At 60.2% G+C, this 14504-nt stretch carries 12 protein-coding genes and 1 pseudogene; 6 read left to right on the top strand and 7 right to left on the bottom strand.

Annotation, left to right across the window (positions count from 1 at the left end):
• Positions 1 to 218: 218 nt before the first annotated feature.
• From B4968_RS09045 to mnmH, 4 genes and pseudogenes are all read left to right on the top strand, one after another.
• A pseudogene (locus tag B4968_RS09045) lies at positions 219 to 1795 on the top strand (bifunctional metallophosphatase/5'-nucleotidase).
• Between the two features lie 210 nt (positions 1796 to 2005).
• Positions 2006 to 2683 (top strand): SOS response-associated peptidase, encoded by a 678-nt coding sequence (locus tag B4968_RS09040; protein ID WP_338153236.1) that lies wholly within the window; start codon positions 2006 to 2008, stop codon positions 2681 to 2683.
• Positions 2680 to 2817 (top strand): hypothetical protein, encoded by a 138-nt coding sequence (locus B4968_RS25665; RefSeq protein ID WP_338153235.1) that lies wholly within the window; start codon positions 2680 to 2682, stop codon positions 2815 to 2817. The genes B4968_RS09040 and B4968_RS25665 overlap by 4 nt, the downstream gene beginning before the upstream one ends.
• A 123-nt stretch (positions 2818 to 2940) precedes the next feature.
• A complete protein-coding gene (gene mnmH / locus B4968_RS09035; protein WP_083098328.1) occupies positions 2941 to 3987 on the top strand; it encodes a tRNA 2-selenouridine(34) synthase MnmH in 1047 nt (348 codons plus the stop codon).
• A gap of 357 nt (positions 3988 to 4344) precedes the next feature.
• Here the strand turns inward: mnmH and selD are convergent, their stop codons facing one another.
• From selD to B4968_RS09000, 7 genes are all read right to left on the bottom strand, one after another.
• Complete coding sequence (gene selD / locus B4968_RS09030; protein WP_083098326.1) at positions 4345 to 6504, bottom strand: selenide, water dikinase SelD; 2160 nt, start codon at positions 6502 to 6504, stop codon at positions 4345 to 4347.
• A 177-nt stretch (positions 6505 to 6681) separates the two neighbouring features.
• Positions 6682 to 7050, bottom strand: a complete 369-nt coding sequence (locus tag B4968_RS09025) for a Na+/H+ antiporter subunit G (protein ID WP_083098325.1) — start codon at positions 7048 to 7050, stop codon at positions 6682 to 6684.
• A gap of 13 nt (positions 7051 to 7063) precedes the next feature.
• Positions 7064 to 7333, bottom strand: coding sequence for a K+/H+ antiporter subunit F (locus B4968_RS09020; RefSeq protein WP_083098323.1), 270 nt, complete (start codon positions 7331 to 7333; stop codon positions 7064 to 7066).
• Positions 7330 to 7827, bottom strand: coding sequence for a Na+/H+ antiporter subunit E (locus B4968_RS09015; RefSeq protein ID WP_083098321.1), 498 nt, complete (start codon positions 7825 to 7827; stop codon positions 7330 to 7332). Before B4968_RS09015 ends, B4968_RS09020 begins: the two co-directional genes overlap by 4 nt.
• Complete coding sequence (locus B4968_RS09010) at positions 7824 to 9416, bottom strand: monovalent cation/H+ antiporter subunit D (RefSeq protein WP_083098320.1); 1593 nt, start codon at positions 9414 to 9416, stop codon at positions 7824 to 7826. The genes B4968_RS09015 and B4968_RS09010 overlap by 4 nt, the downstream gene beginning before the upstream one ends.
• On the bottom strand, positions 9413 to 9766 hold the full coding sequence (locus tag B4968_RS09005; RefSeq protein WP_083098436.1) for a Na+/H+ antiporter subunit C: 354 nt from the start codon (positions 9764 to 9766) through the stop codon (positions 9413 to 9415). Before B4968_RS09005 ends, B4968_RS09010 begins: the two co-directional genes overlap by 4 nt.
• Positions 9767 to 9783: 17 nt before the next feature.
• Positions 9784 to 12645 carry a monovalent cation/H+ antiporter subunit A gene (locus B4968_RS09000; RefSeq protein WP_083098318.1) on the bottom strand — a complete coding sequence of 954 codons (2862 nt, stop codon included), beginning with the start codon at positions 12643 to 12645 and terminating at the stop codon, positions 9784 to 9786.
• A 410-nt stretch (positions 12646 to 13055) separates the two neighbouring features.
• Here B4968_RS09000 and B4968_RS08995 point away from each other — a divergent pair, with 410 nt between their 5' ends.
• Both B4968_RS08995 and B4968_RS08990 read left to right on the top strand, forming a co-directional pair.
• A complete protein-coding gene (locus B4968_RS08995) occupies positions 13056 to 13526 on the top strand; it encodes a rhodanese-like domain-containing protein (protein ID WP_083098434.1) in 471 nt (156 codons plus the stop codon).
• 14 nt (positions 13527 to 13540) lie between these two features.
• A complete protein-coding gene (locus B4968_RS08990; protein WP_338153234.1) occupies positions 13541 to 14263 on the top strand; it encodes a CE1 family esterase in 723 nt (240 codons plus the stop codon).
• Positions 14264 to 14504: the final 241 nt, after the last annotated feature.

Genomic DNA, 14504 nt, shown 5'->3' with positions numbered 1-14504 from the left:
TACGGCTGCCAGTACAGGAGCCAATACGGCGACCAGTGCGGCGAAACTCTATGCAAGGCAGGGCAGAAGCAGCGCGGGCACTGTCGCTTTGCGCTGAATTACTGCTCCTGGCGGGCTGATTGCCCCTAGGAAAACCGGCAGGGTTGTTTTTCCCCTTTGACTGACAGCGGCTTTGGCCGCACCATCGGAGGCAAAGAAAAACAACGGGAGTGATTTTGATGTTTACGCGTTTTCTGACCACGGTTGCCGCACTGGGCCTTACGGCGGGTATGGCCACGGCTGACTACAAGCTGACCATTCTGCATACCAATGATTTTCACGCGCGCTTTGAGCCGATCAGCAAATATGACAGCGGCTGTCGCGAGAGTGACAACGCCGAGGGCAAGTGCTTTGGCGGCACCGCGCGTCTGGTCAGCGCCATTGCAGAGGCCCGCAGCCGTGCCGAGAACTCCATTCTGGTGGATGGCGGCGACCAGTTTCAGGGCTCGCTGTTTTACACCTACTACAAGGGCAAGGTCGCGGCCGAGATGATGATCAAGCTCGGCTATGACGGCATGACCGTTGGCAACCACGAGTTTGACGATGGCCCCGAGGTGCTGCGTGGCTTCATGGATGCGGTGGGCTTTCCGGTGTTGATGTCCAATGCCGATGTCTCGGCCGAGCCTGCCCTGGCCGGTGTACTGCAGAAATCAACCGTGATTGAGCGGGGCGGCGAAAAGATTGGCCTGCTTGGCCTGACACCAGAAGATACCCATGATCTGGCCAGCCCCGGCAAGAACGTCTCGTTCTCGGATCCGGTGGCGGCTGTACAGGGCGAGGTGGATCGTCTGACCGCCTTGGGCGTCACCAAGATCGTGGTCCTCAGCCATTCAGGCTATTGGGTTGACCAAAAGGTAGCCGCTGGCACCAAAGGCGTTGATGTGATTGTTGGCGGCCATTCCAATACCTATCTTTCCAATGTTTCGGAAAAGGCTGTTGGCCCCTATCCAACCATGGTCAACGATGTCGCCATCGTGCAGGCCTATGCCTATGGCAAGTTCCTCGGCGAGCTGAACCTAACCTTTGATGATGCCGGCACCGTCACGCAGGCAGCGGGAGAGCCGCTGATCATGGATGGCACCGTCGCTGAGGACAGCGACACCCTGGCCCGGATTGCCGAGCTGGCGATGCCACTGGACGAGATCCGCAACAAGGTGGTCGCCGAGGCGGCAACCTCGGTTGATGGCGATCGCACGGTTTGCCGCGTTCAGGAATGCCAGATGGGCAATCTGGTGGCTGATGCCATGCTGGCGCGGGTCAAGGACCAGGGCGTGACCATTGCGATCGCAAACTCGGGCGGCATCCGCGCAAGTCTTGAACCCGGTGCTGTCACCATGGGCGAAGTCCTGACCATTCTGCCCTTCCAGAACACGCTCTCGACCTTTGAGATCACCGGTGCAGACCTTGTCGCGGCGCTGGAAAATGGTGTGAGCCAGGTGGAAGAGGTCAAGGGGCGCTTTCCGCAGGTTGCGGGGCTTAAATTCACCTGGGACGGCAGTGTTGCCGCCAACGCGGGTCGGGTACAAGAGGTGCTGGTTGCTGCAGGCTCTGGGTTTGAGCCAATTGATGCGGCCAAAACCTATCTCGTCGTGACAAACAACTACGTGCGCAACGGCGGTGAGGCTACAAGATCTTTGCTGGCGAAGATAAAAACGCCTATGATTTTGGCCCCGACCTTGCAGATGTTCTGGCCGAATATCTCGCGGCGCAAGGCGCCTATCAGGCCTATACAGAGGGGCGGATTGCGCAGAAATAAGGTTTCGCGCGCGAAACACACTCGCGTTCTTTGATAGCCTATCTTGCGAGCCCCGCCATAGATTTTCTGGGATTTTCTGGCGGGGCTTTTTCGTGGCCCGGAATTGAGAGAGACTGGAAAAAGAGCGACCGGAGCAAGAAAGAGAGAGGGAGGCGTGACCAAGCGCCGCGCGGCTTGGTTTTTCTGCTTTGATTGCGATAAGCTGGTTACATGTGTGGACGTTTTGCCCTGACCCTTCCCAATGATGCCATAGCGCAGCTGTTTGCAGCGCAGCCTGCCAATGACCTGCCGCAGGGGCCGAACTATAATATCTGTCCCACAACCCCGGTGCATGTGGTGAGCGCAGGCGAGGGCATCCGCCGGCTGCAGGCGATGCGCTGGGGGTTCTTGCCGCATTGGTACAAAACCGAGACCGCAGGCCCGCTACTGATCAATGCACGTGCCGAGACGCTGGCAGAAAAGCCCGCCTTTGCAGAGGCTTGCCGCAAGAGGCGCTGTCTTATCCCGGCCAGCGGGTTTTATGAATGGCCCCGCGCGTCGCGGGGCAGACGTTTGCCGTGGTACATTCGGCGCTGCGATGATGCCCCCCTGGCCTTTGCCGGGATCTGGCAGGACTGGAGGCAGCACAGTGGGCAGAACGGGGGACAGGACTGTGGGCAGCACGACAGCCAGGCCACCTGCGCAATCGTGACCACTGCGGCCAATCAGAGCTTTTTGCCTATTCATCACCGCATGCCGCTGATGCTTGAGCCGCAGGATTGGTCCCTATGGCTGGGCGAGAGCGGCAAAGGGGCGGCGTCGCTGATGCAGCCGGGCCCGGAAGGGCTGCATCTGATGCACCGGGTGGCGATGGATGTGAACAGCTCAGGGCCAGCGGACCCGAGGTGATTGAGCCTTTCTATGAGGATCCTGTCGAACAAGACCTGCCAGCCACGCCGGATGCTGCAAACAAGACACCTGAACCAGAGCAGAAGCCCGATACCGAAACGACCAGCTCTATGCGGCAGCCGCGCCTGCTGTGATCCAGCAAACGGGGCACAGATTAGCGATATTGCGTGAAATCCATGCTGTCTCTGCGGGGAATTGGCGCTACAAGGTGGGAAAACATACCCAAATTCAAACGCCCTATGCGGTAAGGCAAACCTATGCCAGAATGCTATAAATCCCTGCAAGACATCCTGGCACATGGCCGCGATGATGTGATCGATGTGCGCAGCCCGGCCGAATTTGCCGAAGACCACATCCCCGGTGCCATCAACCTGCCAGTGCTGGACAATGAAGAGCGCGCGCAAGTGGGCACCATCTATGTGCAAGACAGCCCGTTCCGGGCGCGCAAACTCGGCGCGGCGCTGGTTTTTCGCAATGCAGCCAATCACATAGAGAATAGTCTCAGCCATCATGACGGCGGCTGGCAGCCTCTGGTCTATTGCTGGCGTGGTGGCCAGCGGTCGGGGAGTTTTTCCTGGATGCTGCAGCAGATTGGCTGGCGGGCTGACCTGGTCGAAGGCGGCTATCAAAGCTATCGGCGACTGGTCAAATCATACCTCTATGATCAGCCCCTGCCATTTCGCCTGATCGCGCTGGATGGTTATACCGGCAGTGCCAAACCGGATATTTTGCAACGGGTTGCAGCTCTTGGCGGGCAGGTTCTCGATCTCGAGGGGCTCGCCAACCATCGTGGCTCGCTTTTGGGCGCCATGCGGACGCCTCAGCCCAGCCAAAAGGGGTTTGAGACCGCGCTGGCCTCGGCTCTGGTGCAGATGGATGCTGCCCGCCCGGTTCTGGTTGAAGCCGAATCCAGCAAGGTGGGCGCGCGGATTATTCCTCCCAGTCTCTGGAGCGCGATGAAGCAGGCCTCACGGGTCGAAGTCACCGCCCCGGTGGCGGCGCGTTGCCGTTATTTGACACAGGTCTATGACGATATCCTGTCGGACGCACCGACGCTGCGCGAAAAACTGGGACGCCTGCGCGGCCAACGCGCAAATGCGGTGATCGATCACTGGTTTTCGCTGATTGAGGCGGGGGACAAGCCTGCACTGACTCAGGCCTTGATGCGGGATCACTACGATCCCTCCTACCAAAAGTCGCGCAGTACCAAAGCTAGCCCGCCTGTCCTGAGCATAGAACTTGAGGAAATGACGGAGCAGGACCTTGCGGGAGCCGCAAAAAGAATTGCGCAGCTGATTGAGTAAAGCACTGGTGTCAAAGGTGAATACGGGCGGCAAAGGTTTATGTCTAGGTTATGCGCAGCTCCGCAATCCAGACATGGGCCAGACGGCTAGATGAGGGCCGCGCAATGGAGTTGATGAGGGCGCTCGGTCTCGCCAAGGGGGGGCGCCCGCGCCGCAGGTGCGCCTGCTACGCAGACACCCCTTGGCGGCCTTGGGCGTGGCACCGCGCCAAAGGCGCGGTGCCACGCCCAACGGGAAGAGATCTCTGTTAAGAGAGCGATGACGGGCGGGAGCGCTTTGGTGTTTGGTCTTTACCGATGCTTGGGCAGGGGACCGGGGAGTGGTTTTTCATCAAACTCTCCGGGGCGATGATCCTATCTAGGTGATTTTGATTTCAGGAGTACCGGCCGTGAGCACGCCGATTCTGGCGGCGGGGTAGCCAGCTGCGTGCAGCTGCAACAGCAGGTCTTCTGCCATGTCGGGGCTGACAGCCGCCAGCAATCCTCCAGCGGTTTGGGGATCAAACAGCAGATCCAGTGTGGCTGAGCTGCCCAGCGTGGGGCAGATGGCGCGGTTTTCTTCAAACAGCGACGAGCGCAAACCGCTTGCACTCAGGTCTGCCGCACCCTGCATCAGTGGCACAGCGGCCAGATCCACCTGGGCAGCTACTCCAGAGGCCTCGCACAGTCCCAAAAGATGCCCGGCGAGGCCAAAGCCGGTGACGTCCGTCATAGCATGGGCCTTTGAGAGAATTCGCGAGGCTTCTGCCTGCGGCTGGCACATCTGCCTCAGCGCAGCCGCGACCCAGACGCCCCGCGCCTCGCCTGCCATTTCGGCCGCCATGATCACGCCCGAGCCAATGGGTTTGGTCAGGATCAAAACATCTCCCGCCACGGCACCCGCCAGAGTGATTGGGGCGGTCTCGCACAGGCCAGTCACGGTAAAGCCAATCGAAAGCTCATCCCCGATCGAGGTATGGCCGCCGACAATATCGGCCCCGGCGGCCTGTATCACCTCGCTGGCGGCCGCCATGATCTCGGTCAGTGTGCGCTGCTGCAGCGCAGGCGACAGCCGGGGCAGGATGAGGTTTGCCGTTGCCACCTGCGGCGCGGCACCCATTGCCCAGATATCGCCGAGGGCATGGGTGGCTGCGATCCGCGCCATCATATCGGGGTCAAGAACCGAGGCCCGCAGATGGTCGGTGCTGATCACCTGCCGCACGCCGCCTGTTTGCAAAAGCGCCGCGTCATCGCCGGGCAGGGGTGTTACATCACTGCGCTGTGGCGGCGCGAGCCTGGCAAGTGCTGCGCGCAGTGCACCGCGCCCGGCCTTGGCGCCACAGCCGCCGCACATGGGTTTTGTGCCCAGGGCCGCAGGCAGATCATGAGTATGCTCCACCGGAAGCTCAGCGGGCTCCATCTTGGGCAACTGATGAAACTGCTCCATGAAGTTCTGGTCGATCCGGTCCTTCCAGCGCCAGACCAGCGCGCCTGCGAACTGCTGACCAAAACGATCCCCGAGGGCTTCTTTGCTGCCCAGTGAAATCAGTTTCAGATAGTCCTTTTGCGGCTTGTATCTGCGCAGGGGATCGCCGGTCAAAAGAGCGCGCAGATTGTGGTAGAGGATTGGGGCCTGCCGCACCGCAAAGACGCCGGCCTTGGGGCGGGGCGAAAATCCGAGGTGAGCGCAGTCGCCGACTGCAAAGACACCGGGGCAGGAGCTTTGCAATGTTTCATCCACCTCGACAAAGCCCTGATGCAGTTTCAGCCCGGTGCCAGCGATCCAGTCATGCGGATGCGCACCAGCAGCCCCTGAGGTAAAGTCAGACAGCACCATGCGGCCATTCGCAAGATGGACCACACCGGGCTCCAGCCGGGCAACGCTGGTGTTTTCCACCAGTGAGATGCGGTGCTCGCTAAAGGCGCGTTTCAGGCGTTTGCGGACCTCAGGGCTGGCCTGACCCAGCACCGGCCCGCTGTCAATCAAGGTGGCCTGTCCCAGGCGCCCAAGCCGCGACAGCGCATGTGTCATCGCGAGGATCAGCTCGGCTCCGGCGATGCCGCCGCCAATGACCGCGATATTCGCTGGGCCGCTGCCGTGGCGGAACGCATCCCAGGATTGGGCAAAGACTCCGAGCGGTTTTGCGGGAACGCCGTGTTCGCCAAACCCGGCGAGGCCCGGCATTTCGGATGTTATACCCACATCCAAAGAGGCCAGATCATAGGCAATGGGCGCACGCCCCGGCACATGAACAAGCTGCTCTTGCGCATCTAGCGCCTCAGCTGCGGCCAGAATGATGCGGGCGCCGACAAAACGCGCCAGTTTGACCAGATCAATATCCAGATCCTCGCGCGGGTAATGACCGGCGACAAAACCCGGCAACATGCCGGAGTAGGGCGCGGTTGGGCCGGGATTGATCAGCGTCAGCCGGCCCCCCGGCAAAGGCCGCATGCCCCATTTCAACAGCACAAGCGCATGGGCGTGCCCCCCGCCGATGAGAACCACATCTTTGGTTGCGGGCAGAGGGGGCGTATGCATTGCGGGTGCGCCTTTATGGTGAAAATGACAGTCAGAGCGGTTTCAAAAACAGGGCCATTATACAAAAGCGCCATTATACAAAAGCGCCATTTTACAGAATGGTCGGCCAAATGTCCCTGTGCTGCAAGGGGGGCAACAGGTGCAAGCGGGGCGGAGCTGGCAAGAGGGGCAAGGGGGTTAGTCCTGCGTCGGTGGCTCCTCGCCAATGTTATGGGTGGCCCAGATGCCGTCTTGGCCGGCTTTTGGCAGGCTGGTCTTTGTTTCATGCAGGTGAATGTGGAGCTTGGCAATAAACAGCGCCGTGACAGGGGCGGTGAGAAACAGAAACAGGGTGATCATCACCTCGTGCAGCGACAGGTGTCCTTCTATGGCGACCCCATGGGCCATAGACGCCAGCAGCACGCCGCCAACGCCCAGAGTTGTGGCCTTGGTCGGGGCATGCAGCCGTGACATCGCATCGTTGAGTTTGAGCAGCCCAAAGGATCCGACAAAGCCAAAGACACCGGCAATGATCAAAAAACCTGCAATCAGATATTCGGCAATCATAACAAACCTCCCATCACTCGATAATATTGCCGCGCAGGATAAAGCGGGCGTAGGCAACTGTGGAGACAAAGCCAAGCATGGCAATGATCAGCGCGGCTTCAAAGTAAATCTCGCTCCCTAGGGCAATGCCATAGAGGATCATCAGGGCCAGCGCGTTGATGAACATCGCGTCCAGCGCCAGAATGCGATCGGCGATCTCGGCGGCCGAGATGATTTTCCACAGGTTCATCAGCACGGCGAGGGCAAAGCAGACAAAGGCAAAGACAGTGGCAAAGGCAATCATTCGAAGATCTCCATCAGGCGGCGCTCGTAGCGGTGTTTGATCTCGTCACGCACAGCTTTTGGATCGCTGGCGTCCAGGCAATGCACTAGGAGGGCATGCCCCTCGGCTGAGACATCTGCCGCGACGGTTCCCGGCGTCATGGTGATGGTGCCGGCCAGCACGGTGATCGCTTCTGGTGTGCGCAGCTCTAGTGGTACGGCGATCCAGCCGGGCTGACGTTTGCTGTTGGGTTTGAACACCACGATGCGCGCAACAATGACATTGGCGACAACGATATCATAGAGCACCAGCAGAATGTACTCGATGATTTTCAGGGGCTTTTTCAGCCGCATCTGTTGTGGCCAGTAGGGCTGGGTCAGAAAAGGGATCACAATGCCCAGCACAAAGCCAAACACCAGTGAGTTCAGCGTCCAGGTGCTGGTCAGCAGAACCCAGGTAATGGTGAGCAGCAGCGTCAGGAACGGGTGCGGCACCAACCGTTTCAGCAGTCTCATGGCGTCACCTCTCCAAGTACGGCTCTTATATAAAGCTCTGGTGCAAAAAGCTGTGCCGCTGTGGCCTCAGCATAGCGGTTGGCGGGGCCTGCAAAGATCGTGAGCAAAACCAGCCCGCTCAGCAGGGTGAAGCAGGCAACAAAGGGCAGGGCGGCAGGGCGCTCAGTGATCTCGGTGCCGGACACATCGGCGATTTCTTCTGGGGCGTTTTCGTCTGTGGGTTTGTCCGCATCGGGGGCCGTGGCGTTGGGATCTTCGCTGTCGTCAAGCAGGCCATGGCTTTTCCAGAACAACAGGCTGCCGGCGCGCGCCATGCCAAGAATTGTAATCAGCGATCCGACCAGCACGGTGCCCCAGATCCACCAGACCAGATCATGCGACCTTGCGGCATCAAGCACGAGCAGTTTGCCGAGAAAGCCTGAAAGGGGCGGCATCCCAGCCATTGCAATGGCGCCGGCAAAGAACAAAACCGCGATCAGACCGCTTTGTGGCATGGGGCGCTGGGGCAGAATTTCGATGCCCTGACGCTCAGCCACCAGATCGGCCACCAGGAACAGGAAGGCGGCTGCCAGTGTCGAATGCACAATGTAGTAGAGCGCCGCTTCCACGCCTTCAGGGGTGAACAGGGCAATGGCCGTGAGCAGGGTGCCCATAGAGGTGATGGCACTAAAGGCGACCAGCCGCCCGATCCTGTAGGAGCCAAGAATGCCAATGGCGCCGATCATCAGGGTGATAAGGGCAGCGGGCATCAGCCAGGCCCCGACAAGCCCATGCGTGGCTGCCAGATCCGGGCCAAAGACCAGCGTATACATCCGCAGGATGGCATAGGCGCCAACCTTGGTCATGATGGCAAACAGGGCCGCAACGGGCAGCGGCGCATTGGCATAAGAGGCCGGCAGCCAGAAATGCAGCGGAATAACCGCCGCCTTGATGGCAAAGACCAGCAACAGCATTACCGCACCGACCCGCAAAAGCGCGGTATCCTCGGGCGGAATTTCCGCCACGCGCACCGCCAGATCCGCCATGTTGAGCGTGCCTGTCACCGAATAGAGTGTCCCCAGCGCAAACAAAAACAGGGTCGAGCCCAGCAGATTATAGACGACATATTGCACTCCGGCCTGAAACCGGCGGGTGCCGCCGGCATGGATCATCAGCCCGTAAGAGGCAATCAGCAGCACTTCGAAAAAAACAAAGAGATTAAAGGCATCGCCCGTCAGAAACGCGCCGATAATGCCCATCAGCTGGAACTGAAACAGCGCGTGAAAATTGGCGCCACGTTTGTCCCAGCCCGTGCCAATCACATAGAGGTTGACCACCAGCGCCAGCACCGAGGTCAGCAGCACCATCATGGCCGACAATCGGTCCAGAACCAGCACGATGCCAAAGGGCGCCGCCCAGTTACCCAGCTCGTAGATCTGAATCTCACCGGTAGAGGCCTGCGCGGCCAGCACCAGTGAGATGGCCACCAGCAAAACAGTGCTGGCGAGCGAAAAGATCCGCATAAGATCAATATGATGGCGCACCACCATAATGATGAATGGGGCAACCAGTGCGGGCAGAACAACCGGTGCAATCAGGAAATGGTTCATGCGTTTTCCCCCTCGTCTTCCGGGTGGTTCGGCATGTCGATCAGGTCATCCTTTGACGACAGATAGGCGGCAAGGGCGATCATCACCACGACCGCCGTCATGCCAAAGGAGATCACGATAGCGGTCAGCACCAAGGCCTGTGGCAGCGGATCGGTATAGGGCACCTCGGCGTATTTGTTCAGCACCGGGGGGGCATTGACCATCAGCCGACCTGTGGCAAACAGAAAGATATTCACCCCATAGGTCAAAAGGGACAGCCCAAGGATGACGGGAAAGGTCCTGCGCCGCAGGATCAGGTAGATCCCGGCGGCGGTCACGATGCCGACGGCTGAGGCCAGCAGAAATTCCATATTCAGGATTTCCATGTTCATCCCTCACCCTTTGCTGCCAGCGCGTCATCACGGGCCGGGTTGATATCCATTGCATGTTCTGACGACATGCCGGGCTGCCAGGCAAAGCGCGCCAGACTTTCAAGCGCCAACAGCACAGCCCCCACAACCGCCAGAAAGACGCCTAGATCAAACAGCGCGGCGGTGGCCCATTCAAACTCTTGCAGCGGTGGCCAGTCGACATAGCCAAAGGCGCTGGTCAAAAACGGCATGTCGCTGAACCAGGAGCCAAGGCCCGTGGCGGCCGCGATCAGCACCCCAGAGCCGATGGTGCCGTGATAGAACATCCGTTGCCGCTCGGCGGCCCAGCTAAAGCCGGAGGCCATGTACTGCATCAGGAGCGCAATCGCTGCGATCAGGCCGGCAATGAAGCCGCCGCCCGGCAGATTGTGGCCGCGAAAGAAGATATAGGCCGCGACCATCAGGGCCAGAGGCATCATGACGCGGGTGGCGACAACCATCATCATCGGATGGGCGTCACCTGCCTGCGGCATGTCGGGTTTGCGATTGAGCAGATAGGCCCGCACGCGGGAGCCGAGCAGGGCCTCGGTCAGGGCGTAGATAACCAGGGCAGCAATACCAAGCACGATGATTTCGCCAAAGGTGTCATAGCCGCGGAAGTCCACCAGAATGACGTTGACCACATTGGTGCCGCCGCCGCCTTTGTAGGAATTGGCGAGGTGGTACTCTGAAATGCTTGGGTGCGAGAAATCACGCAGCATCAGCACATAGATCAGCGCAGCGGCGCCCAGGCCGCCCAGGATGGCAATGCCGCCATCGCGCACCCGCACCCAGACAGGCGCCTCAACCGGGCTGTCCTTGGGCATGAAATTCAGCGCCAGCAGCAACAGGATCATTGTCACCACCTCAACCGAGAGCTGGGTAAGGGCCAGATCCGGCGCAGACAGGTAGTTGAACCCCATCGAGACCACGAGGCCAACCACTCCGATCAGGACCAGCGACAGCTGGCGCTGACGATGGTTGGCCACCACGGCCAGTGTTGCGACCAGCAGGCAGAACCAGGCGATGATCGGAATGGGCCCGACGCTTTGCACCGTGCGGGTGGCAGCGGCCAGGGTGCCGGTGGAATAGGCATAGTAGCTGAGGCCAATAATAAACAGCATCATCACAGCGGCATAGCGCGTAATGGCCCCATTGTGCAGACCATCGGTAATGAGTTGCGAAAGCTTCGTCAGCCCCCGCAACAACCCGTCAAAGATCTGTTTGGCCTCGGGACGCGGGGCACCGTTCCAGGCCGCAGCCAGGGGGCGGTGCAGTTTGAACAGCACAAACCCGCCGCCAACAGCAACAGCAGACATATAGAGCGCCGGGGTAACCCCGTGCCAGAGTTTCAGCGAGTAGTAAGGCAAATCCGCGCCACCAATCACCGCGCCTGCGGCCACAGCCACCAGCGGTCCGGCCAAAGTGGCAGAAAACAGACCAATCAGGACGACCAGCACAACCAACAGGGCAGGGCCCATCCACATGCCGACGCCCGGGTCATGGGGATGTGCCGGGTAGTCTTCGCGTGTTTGGCCCATAAAGACATGGCCGATAAAGCGAAAGGAGTAGGCGGCAGAAAACAGCGCTGCCAGCAGGGCGAGGCCAGGCACCAGATACTGCGAGCTGCCCCACAGGGTGTGCACGGTTTCTTCCAGCATCATCTCTTTGGACAAAAAGCCATTGAACGGCGGCACACCCGCCATAGACAGGGCGGCGACAATCGCAATGGTTGCGGTGACCGGCATCAGGTGGCGCAAGCCCCCCAGACGTTTGATGTCGCGGGTGTGGGCCTCGTGGTCGACGATGCCTGCGGACAGGAACAAAGCCGCCTTAAAGGTCGCGTGGTTGATGATGTGAAACACCGCCGTGACCGCGGCAATCTTGGTGCCAAACCCCAACAGCATGGTGATCAGGCCCAGATGCGACACGGTGGAAAACGCCAGCAGCGCCTTCAGATCATCCTTGAACAGCGCAATCACCGCGCCCAGCACCATTGTTACCAGCCCGGTGGTGGCGACGATATAGAACCACTCTGGGGTGCCCGCCAGCACCGGCCAGAGCCGCGCCATCAGGAACAGGCCTGCTTTGACCATGGTGGCAGAGTGCAGATAGGCCGAAACCGGCGTTGGTGCCGCCATGGCATGCGGCAGCCAAAAGTGAAACGGGAACTGGGCGGATTTGGTGAAACAGCCCAGCAGAATCAGGATCAGCGCGGGCAGATACAGCGGTGAGCTCTGGATGAGGTCCTTGTTTTGCAAAATGACGCTGAGGTCGTAGGAGCCTGCGATATTACCCAGAATCATCATGCCACCGATCATCGCGAGGCCGCCGGTGCCGGTGACCGCCAGCGCCATCCGCGCGCCCTGACGCCCCTCAGGCAGATGCTTCCAAAAGCCGATCAGCAGGAAAGACGACAGCGAGGTGAGCTCCCAAAATATCAGCAACAACAGGATGTTGTCCGACAGAACAATGCCAACCATGGCGCCCTGAAACAGCAAAAGATAGGTGTAGAACTGCCCCATGGGGTCTTCGCGCGACAGGTAAAACCGGGCGTAGAGGATGATCAGCAGGCCGATGCCCAGAATCATGCTGGCAAACAGAAAGCCAAGCCCGTCGAGAAAGAAATTGGCATTGAGGCCAAGAGCGGGCAGCCAGTCGACGCCGACCTGGATGACCTCGCCGCGAAACACCGCAGGCGCGTGCAGCATCAGCCCGACAAAGGCGAGAAAACTCGTAAGGCCTGCGGCCGAGGCCGAGGCGTTACGCCCGGCACGGATAAGCAGAGCGGGAAACAGCGCTCCAAGAAACGGCAGGGCCGCAATCAAAAACAGGGACACGTGCAGTTCTCCTGGCTGGGCTTGGCAATAGTCAAACGCCTAAGCAATTTTTCGCAATTGTTCCAGTCCTGTGAGGCCGGAAGTGTCGCAGGAGTGGGGATTGTACGCCATGTAGGGGAGCTTGGCCGCGTTTTTTACTGTCCAGGCTCATTTTCTGCCGCTTGGGACGGTGTTTTATCTCGTGTTTGAGAAGCTCAGGATCTGCGCGTTGACAGGAAGTTGAACAGCGCAGGTGCTGTACAGGCTGCACAGGCGCTGTACTGGGGCTGTACTGGGGCTGGGCATGGCTTATGGTCACACTGAAAGCTGCTATGAGACGTCGAGACAGCGGCACTTTTTGACATCAGGTTGACATCAGGCGCTGCAGCAGGCGTGAGCAATTGAAACGGGGCGCGAGGGTGGGACAGGATTTGGACGGAGGCGCAGATCAGACACGGCGACGGTTGCTCTTGGGGCTTGGTGGCACTTCGGTGGTTGCCGGGCTCGCAGGGCTGTGGTGGTGGCAAAGCCAGCCTCCGGCGCATGACAATCCCCGGCTGAGCCCGGCTGTGGCCTTTGCCAAAGCCCAGTCCGGGGCGATTACTTTGATTGATATTCGAACGCCCCGCGAGTGGCGCCAAACCGGTGTGCCGGTCGGGGCTGCTCCGATTGATATGCGGCGCAAAGATTTTGTGCAGGCGCTGGAGCAGATGCTTGGCGGTGCGCGTGATGCCCCTGTCGCGCTGATCTGCGCCCGCGGGGTGCGCTCGGCGCGGATGACCAGGGCGGTGGTGGCTGCGGGCTTCACCAATGTGCTGGATGTGCCGCAGGGCATGTTGGGCTCGGCCAGTGGGCCGGGTTGGCTGGCAGGAAATTTGCCGGTGGCACGATGGCAGGGGTAGGGACCCAAAGGCCCGTGCCGAGGACTTGGCGTAGCTGGGCCTTTGGCAAGAGGGATTCTTCAATCTGCAATGGGCTGACCCGCAAGAGTGTTGCCGCCAAAATGGTCATGTTTGTCTTTGCAGCCCTCAGTTGGCCCAGCCGGGGCGACGCGGGCTGTGGCACGCTCTCTGGCGCCTGTACGCTGTCACAAGGCAGCTATCATATTGAACTCCCCGTGTTGCCTGTGCAGCCTGTGAAGCCCGTGTCGGCAGGGCAGGAGGCAGAGCTGCTGCCTGCCGTTTTGTTTTTACATGGCTACGGGGGCTCAGGAGAAGGGGCGCTCAGGAACAAGGCGATGGTGCGGGGTCTGACAGAGCGGGGCTATGCGGTGATTGCGCCGGATGCGCTGCCACGGCGCGAGGGGCGTCGGTCGTGGAACTTTTTTCCCGGCTGGGAGGGCCGTGATGAGGTGGCGTTTTTGCAGCAGGTTGCCCAGGATGCCGCGGACCGGTTTGGTCTTGATCGTGAGGAGATGGTCTTGGCCGGCTTTTCTGCCGGGGCGTTCATGGTGAATTATCTGGCCTGTGCGGGCCCCCAGGGCCTTTGCGGCCTATGCCCCCGTTTCTGGTGGGTTCTGGCGACCTCAGCCCGACAGCTGCGCCGGAGCTGTCCGGTTGTTTCACAGCCATGGCTGGACGGATGGCGTTGTGCCGCTGGAAGGGCGCGTCCTTGGGGGTGGCCAGTTTCAGCAGGGTGATATCTTTGCGGGGCTAGAGCTGTGGCGGACAACCAACCAATGTGCGCAACAGGCGCCGGATACCCGCCGAGGCGGCGCTGCGGTTCTCCGGCGCCGCTGGGTCTGTGGCTTGGGCGCGGATATCGAGTTTGTGTTGTTCTCCGGGGGGCACCGGGTGCCGTCCATGTGGCCTGTATGGATGCTGGATTGGTTGGAAAGGAAAGAGCCCGGCGAGGGAGGCTAGCGTGGCGCGATGAACATG

The sequence above is a fragment of the Pseudophaeobacter leonis genome, assembly GCF_002087335.1.
Lineage (GTDB): Bacteria > Pseudomonadota > Alphaproteobacteria > Rhodobacterales > Rhodobacteraceae > Pseudophaeobacter > Pseudophaeobacter leonis.
This window is presented reverse-complemented; position numbering and strand designations above follow the sequence as displayed.

Excerpts from the sequence above, each read along its gene's own strand:
- selD (WP_083098326.1), bottom strand. The coding sequence starts at position 6,504 with ATGCATACGCCCCCTCTGCCCGCAACCAAAGATGTGGTTCTCATCGGC.
- mnmH (WP_083098328.1), top strand. The coding sequence starts at position 2,941 with ATGCCAGAATGCTATAAATCCCTGCAAGACATCCTGGCACATGGCCGC.
- B4968_RS09015 (WP_083098321.1), bottom strand. The coding sequence starts at position 7,827 with ATGAGACTGCTGAAACGGTTGGTGCCGCACCCGTTCCTGACGCTGCTG.
- B4968_RS09020 (WP_083098323.1), bottom strand. The coding sequence starts at position 7,333 with ATGATTGCCTTTGCCACTGTCTTTGCCTTTGTCTGCTTTGCCCTCGCC.
- B4968_RS09005 (WP_083098436.1), bottom strand. The coding sequence starts at position 9,766 with ATGGAATTTCTGCTGGCCTCAGCCGTCGGCATCGTGACCGCCGCCGGG.
- B4968_RS09010 (WP_083098320.1), bottom strand. The coding sequence starts at position 9,416 with ATGAACCATTTCCTGATTGCACCGGTTGTTCTGCCCGCACTGGTTGCC.
- B4968_RS09040 (WP_338153236.1), top strand. The coding sequence starts at position 2,006 with ATGTGTGGACGTTTTGCCCTGACCCTTCCCAATGATGCCATAGCGCAG.
- B4968_RS09025 (WP_083098325.1), bottom strand. The coding sequence starts at position 7,050 with ATGATTGCCGAATATCTGATTGCAGGTTTTTTGATCATTGCCGGTGTC.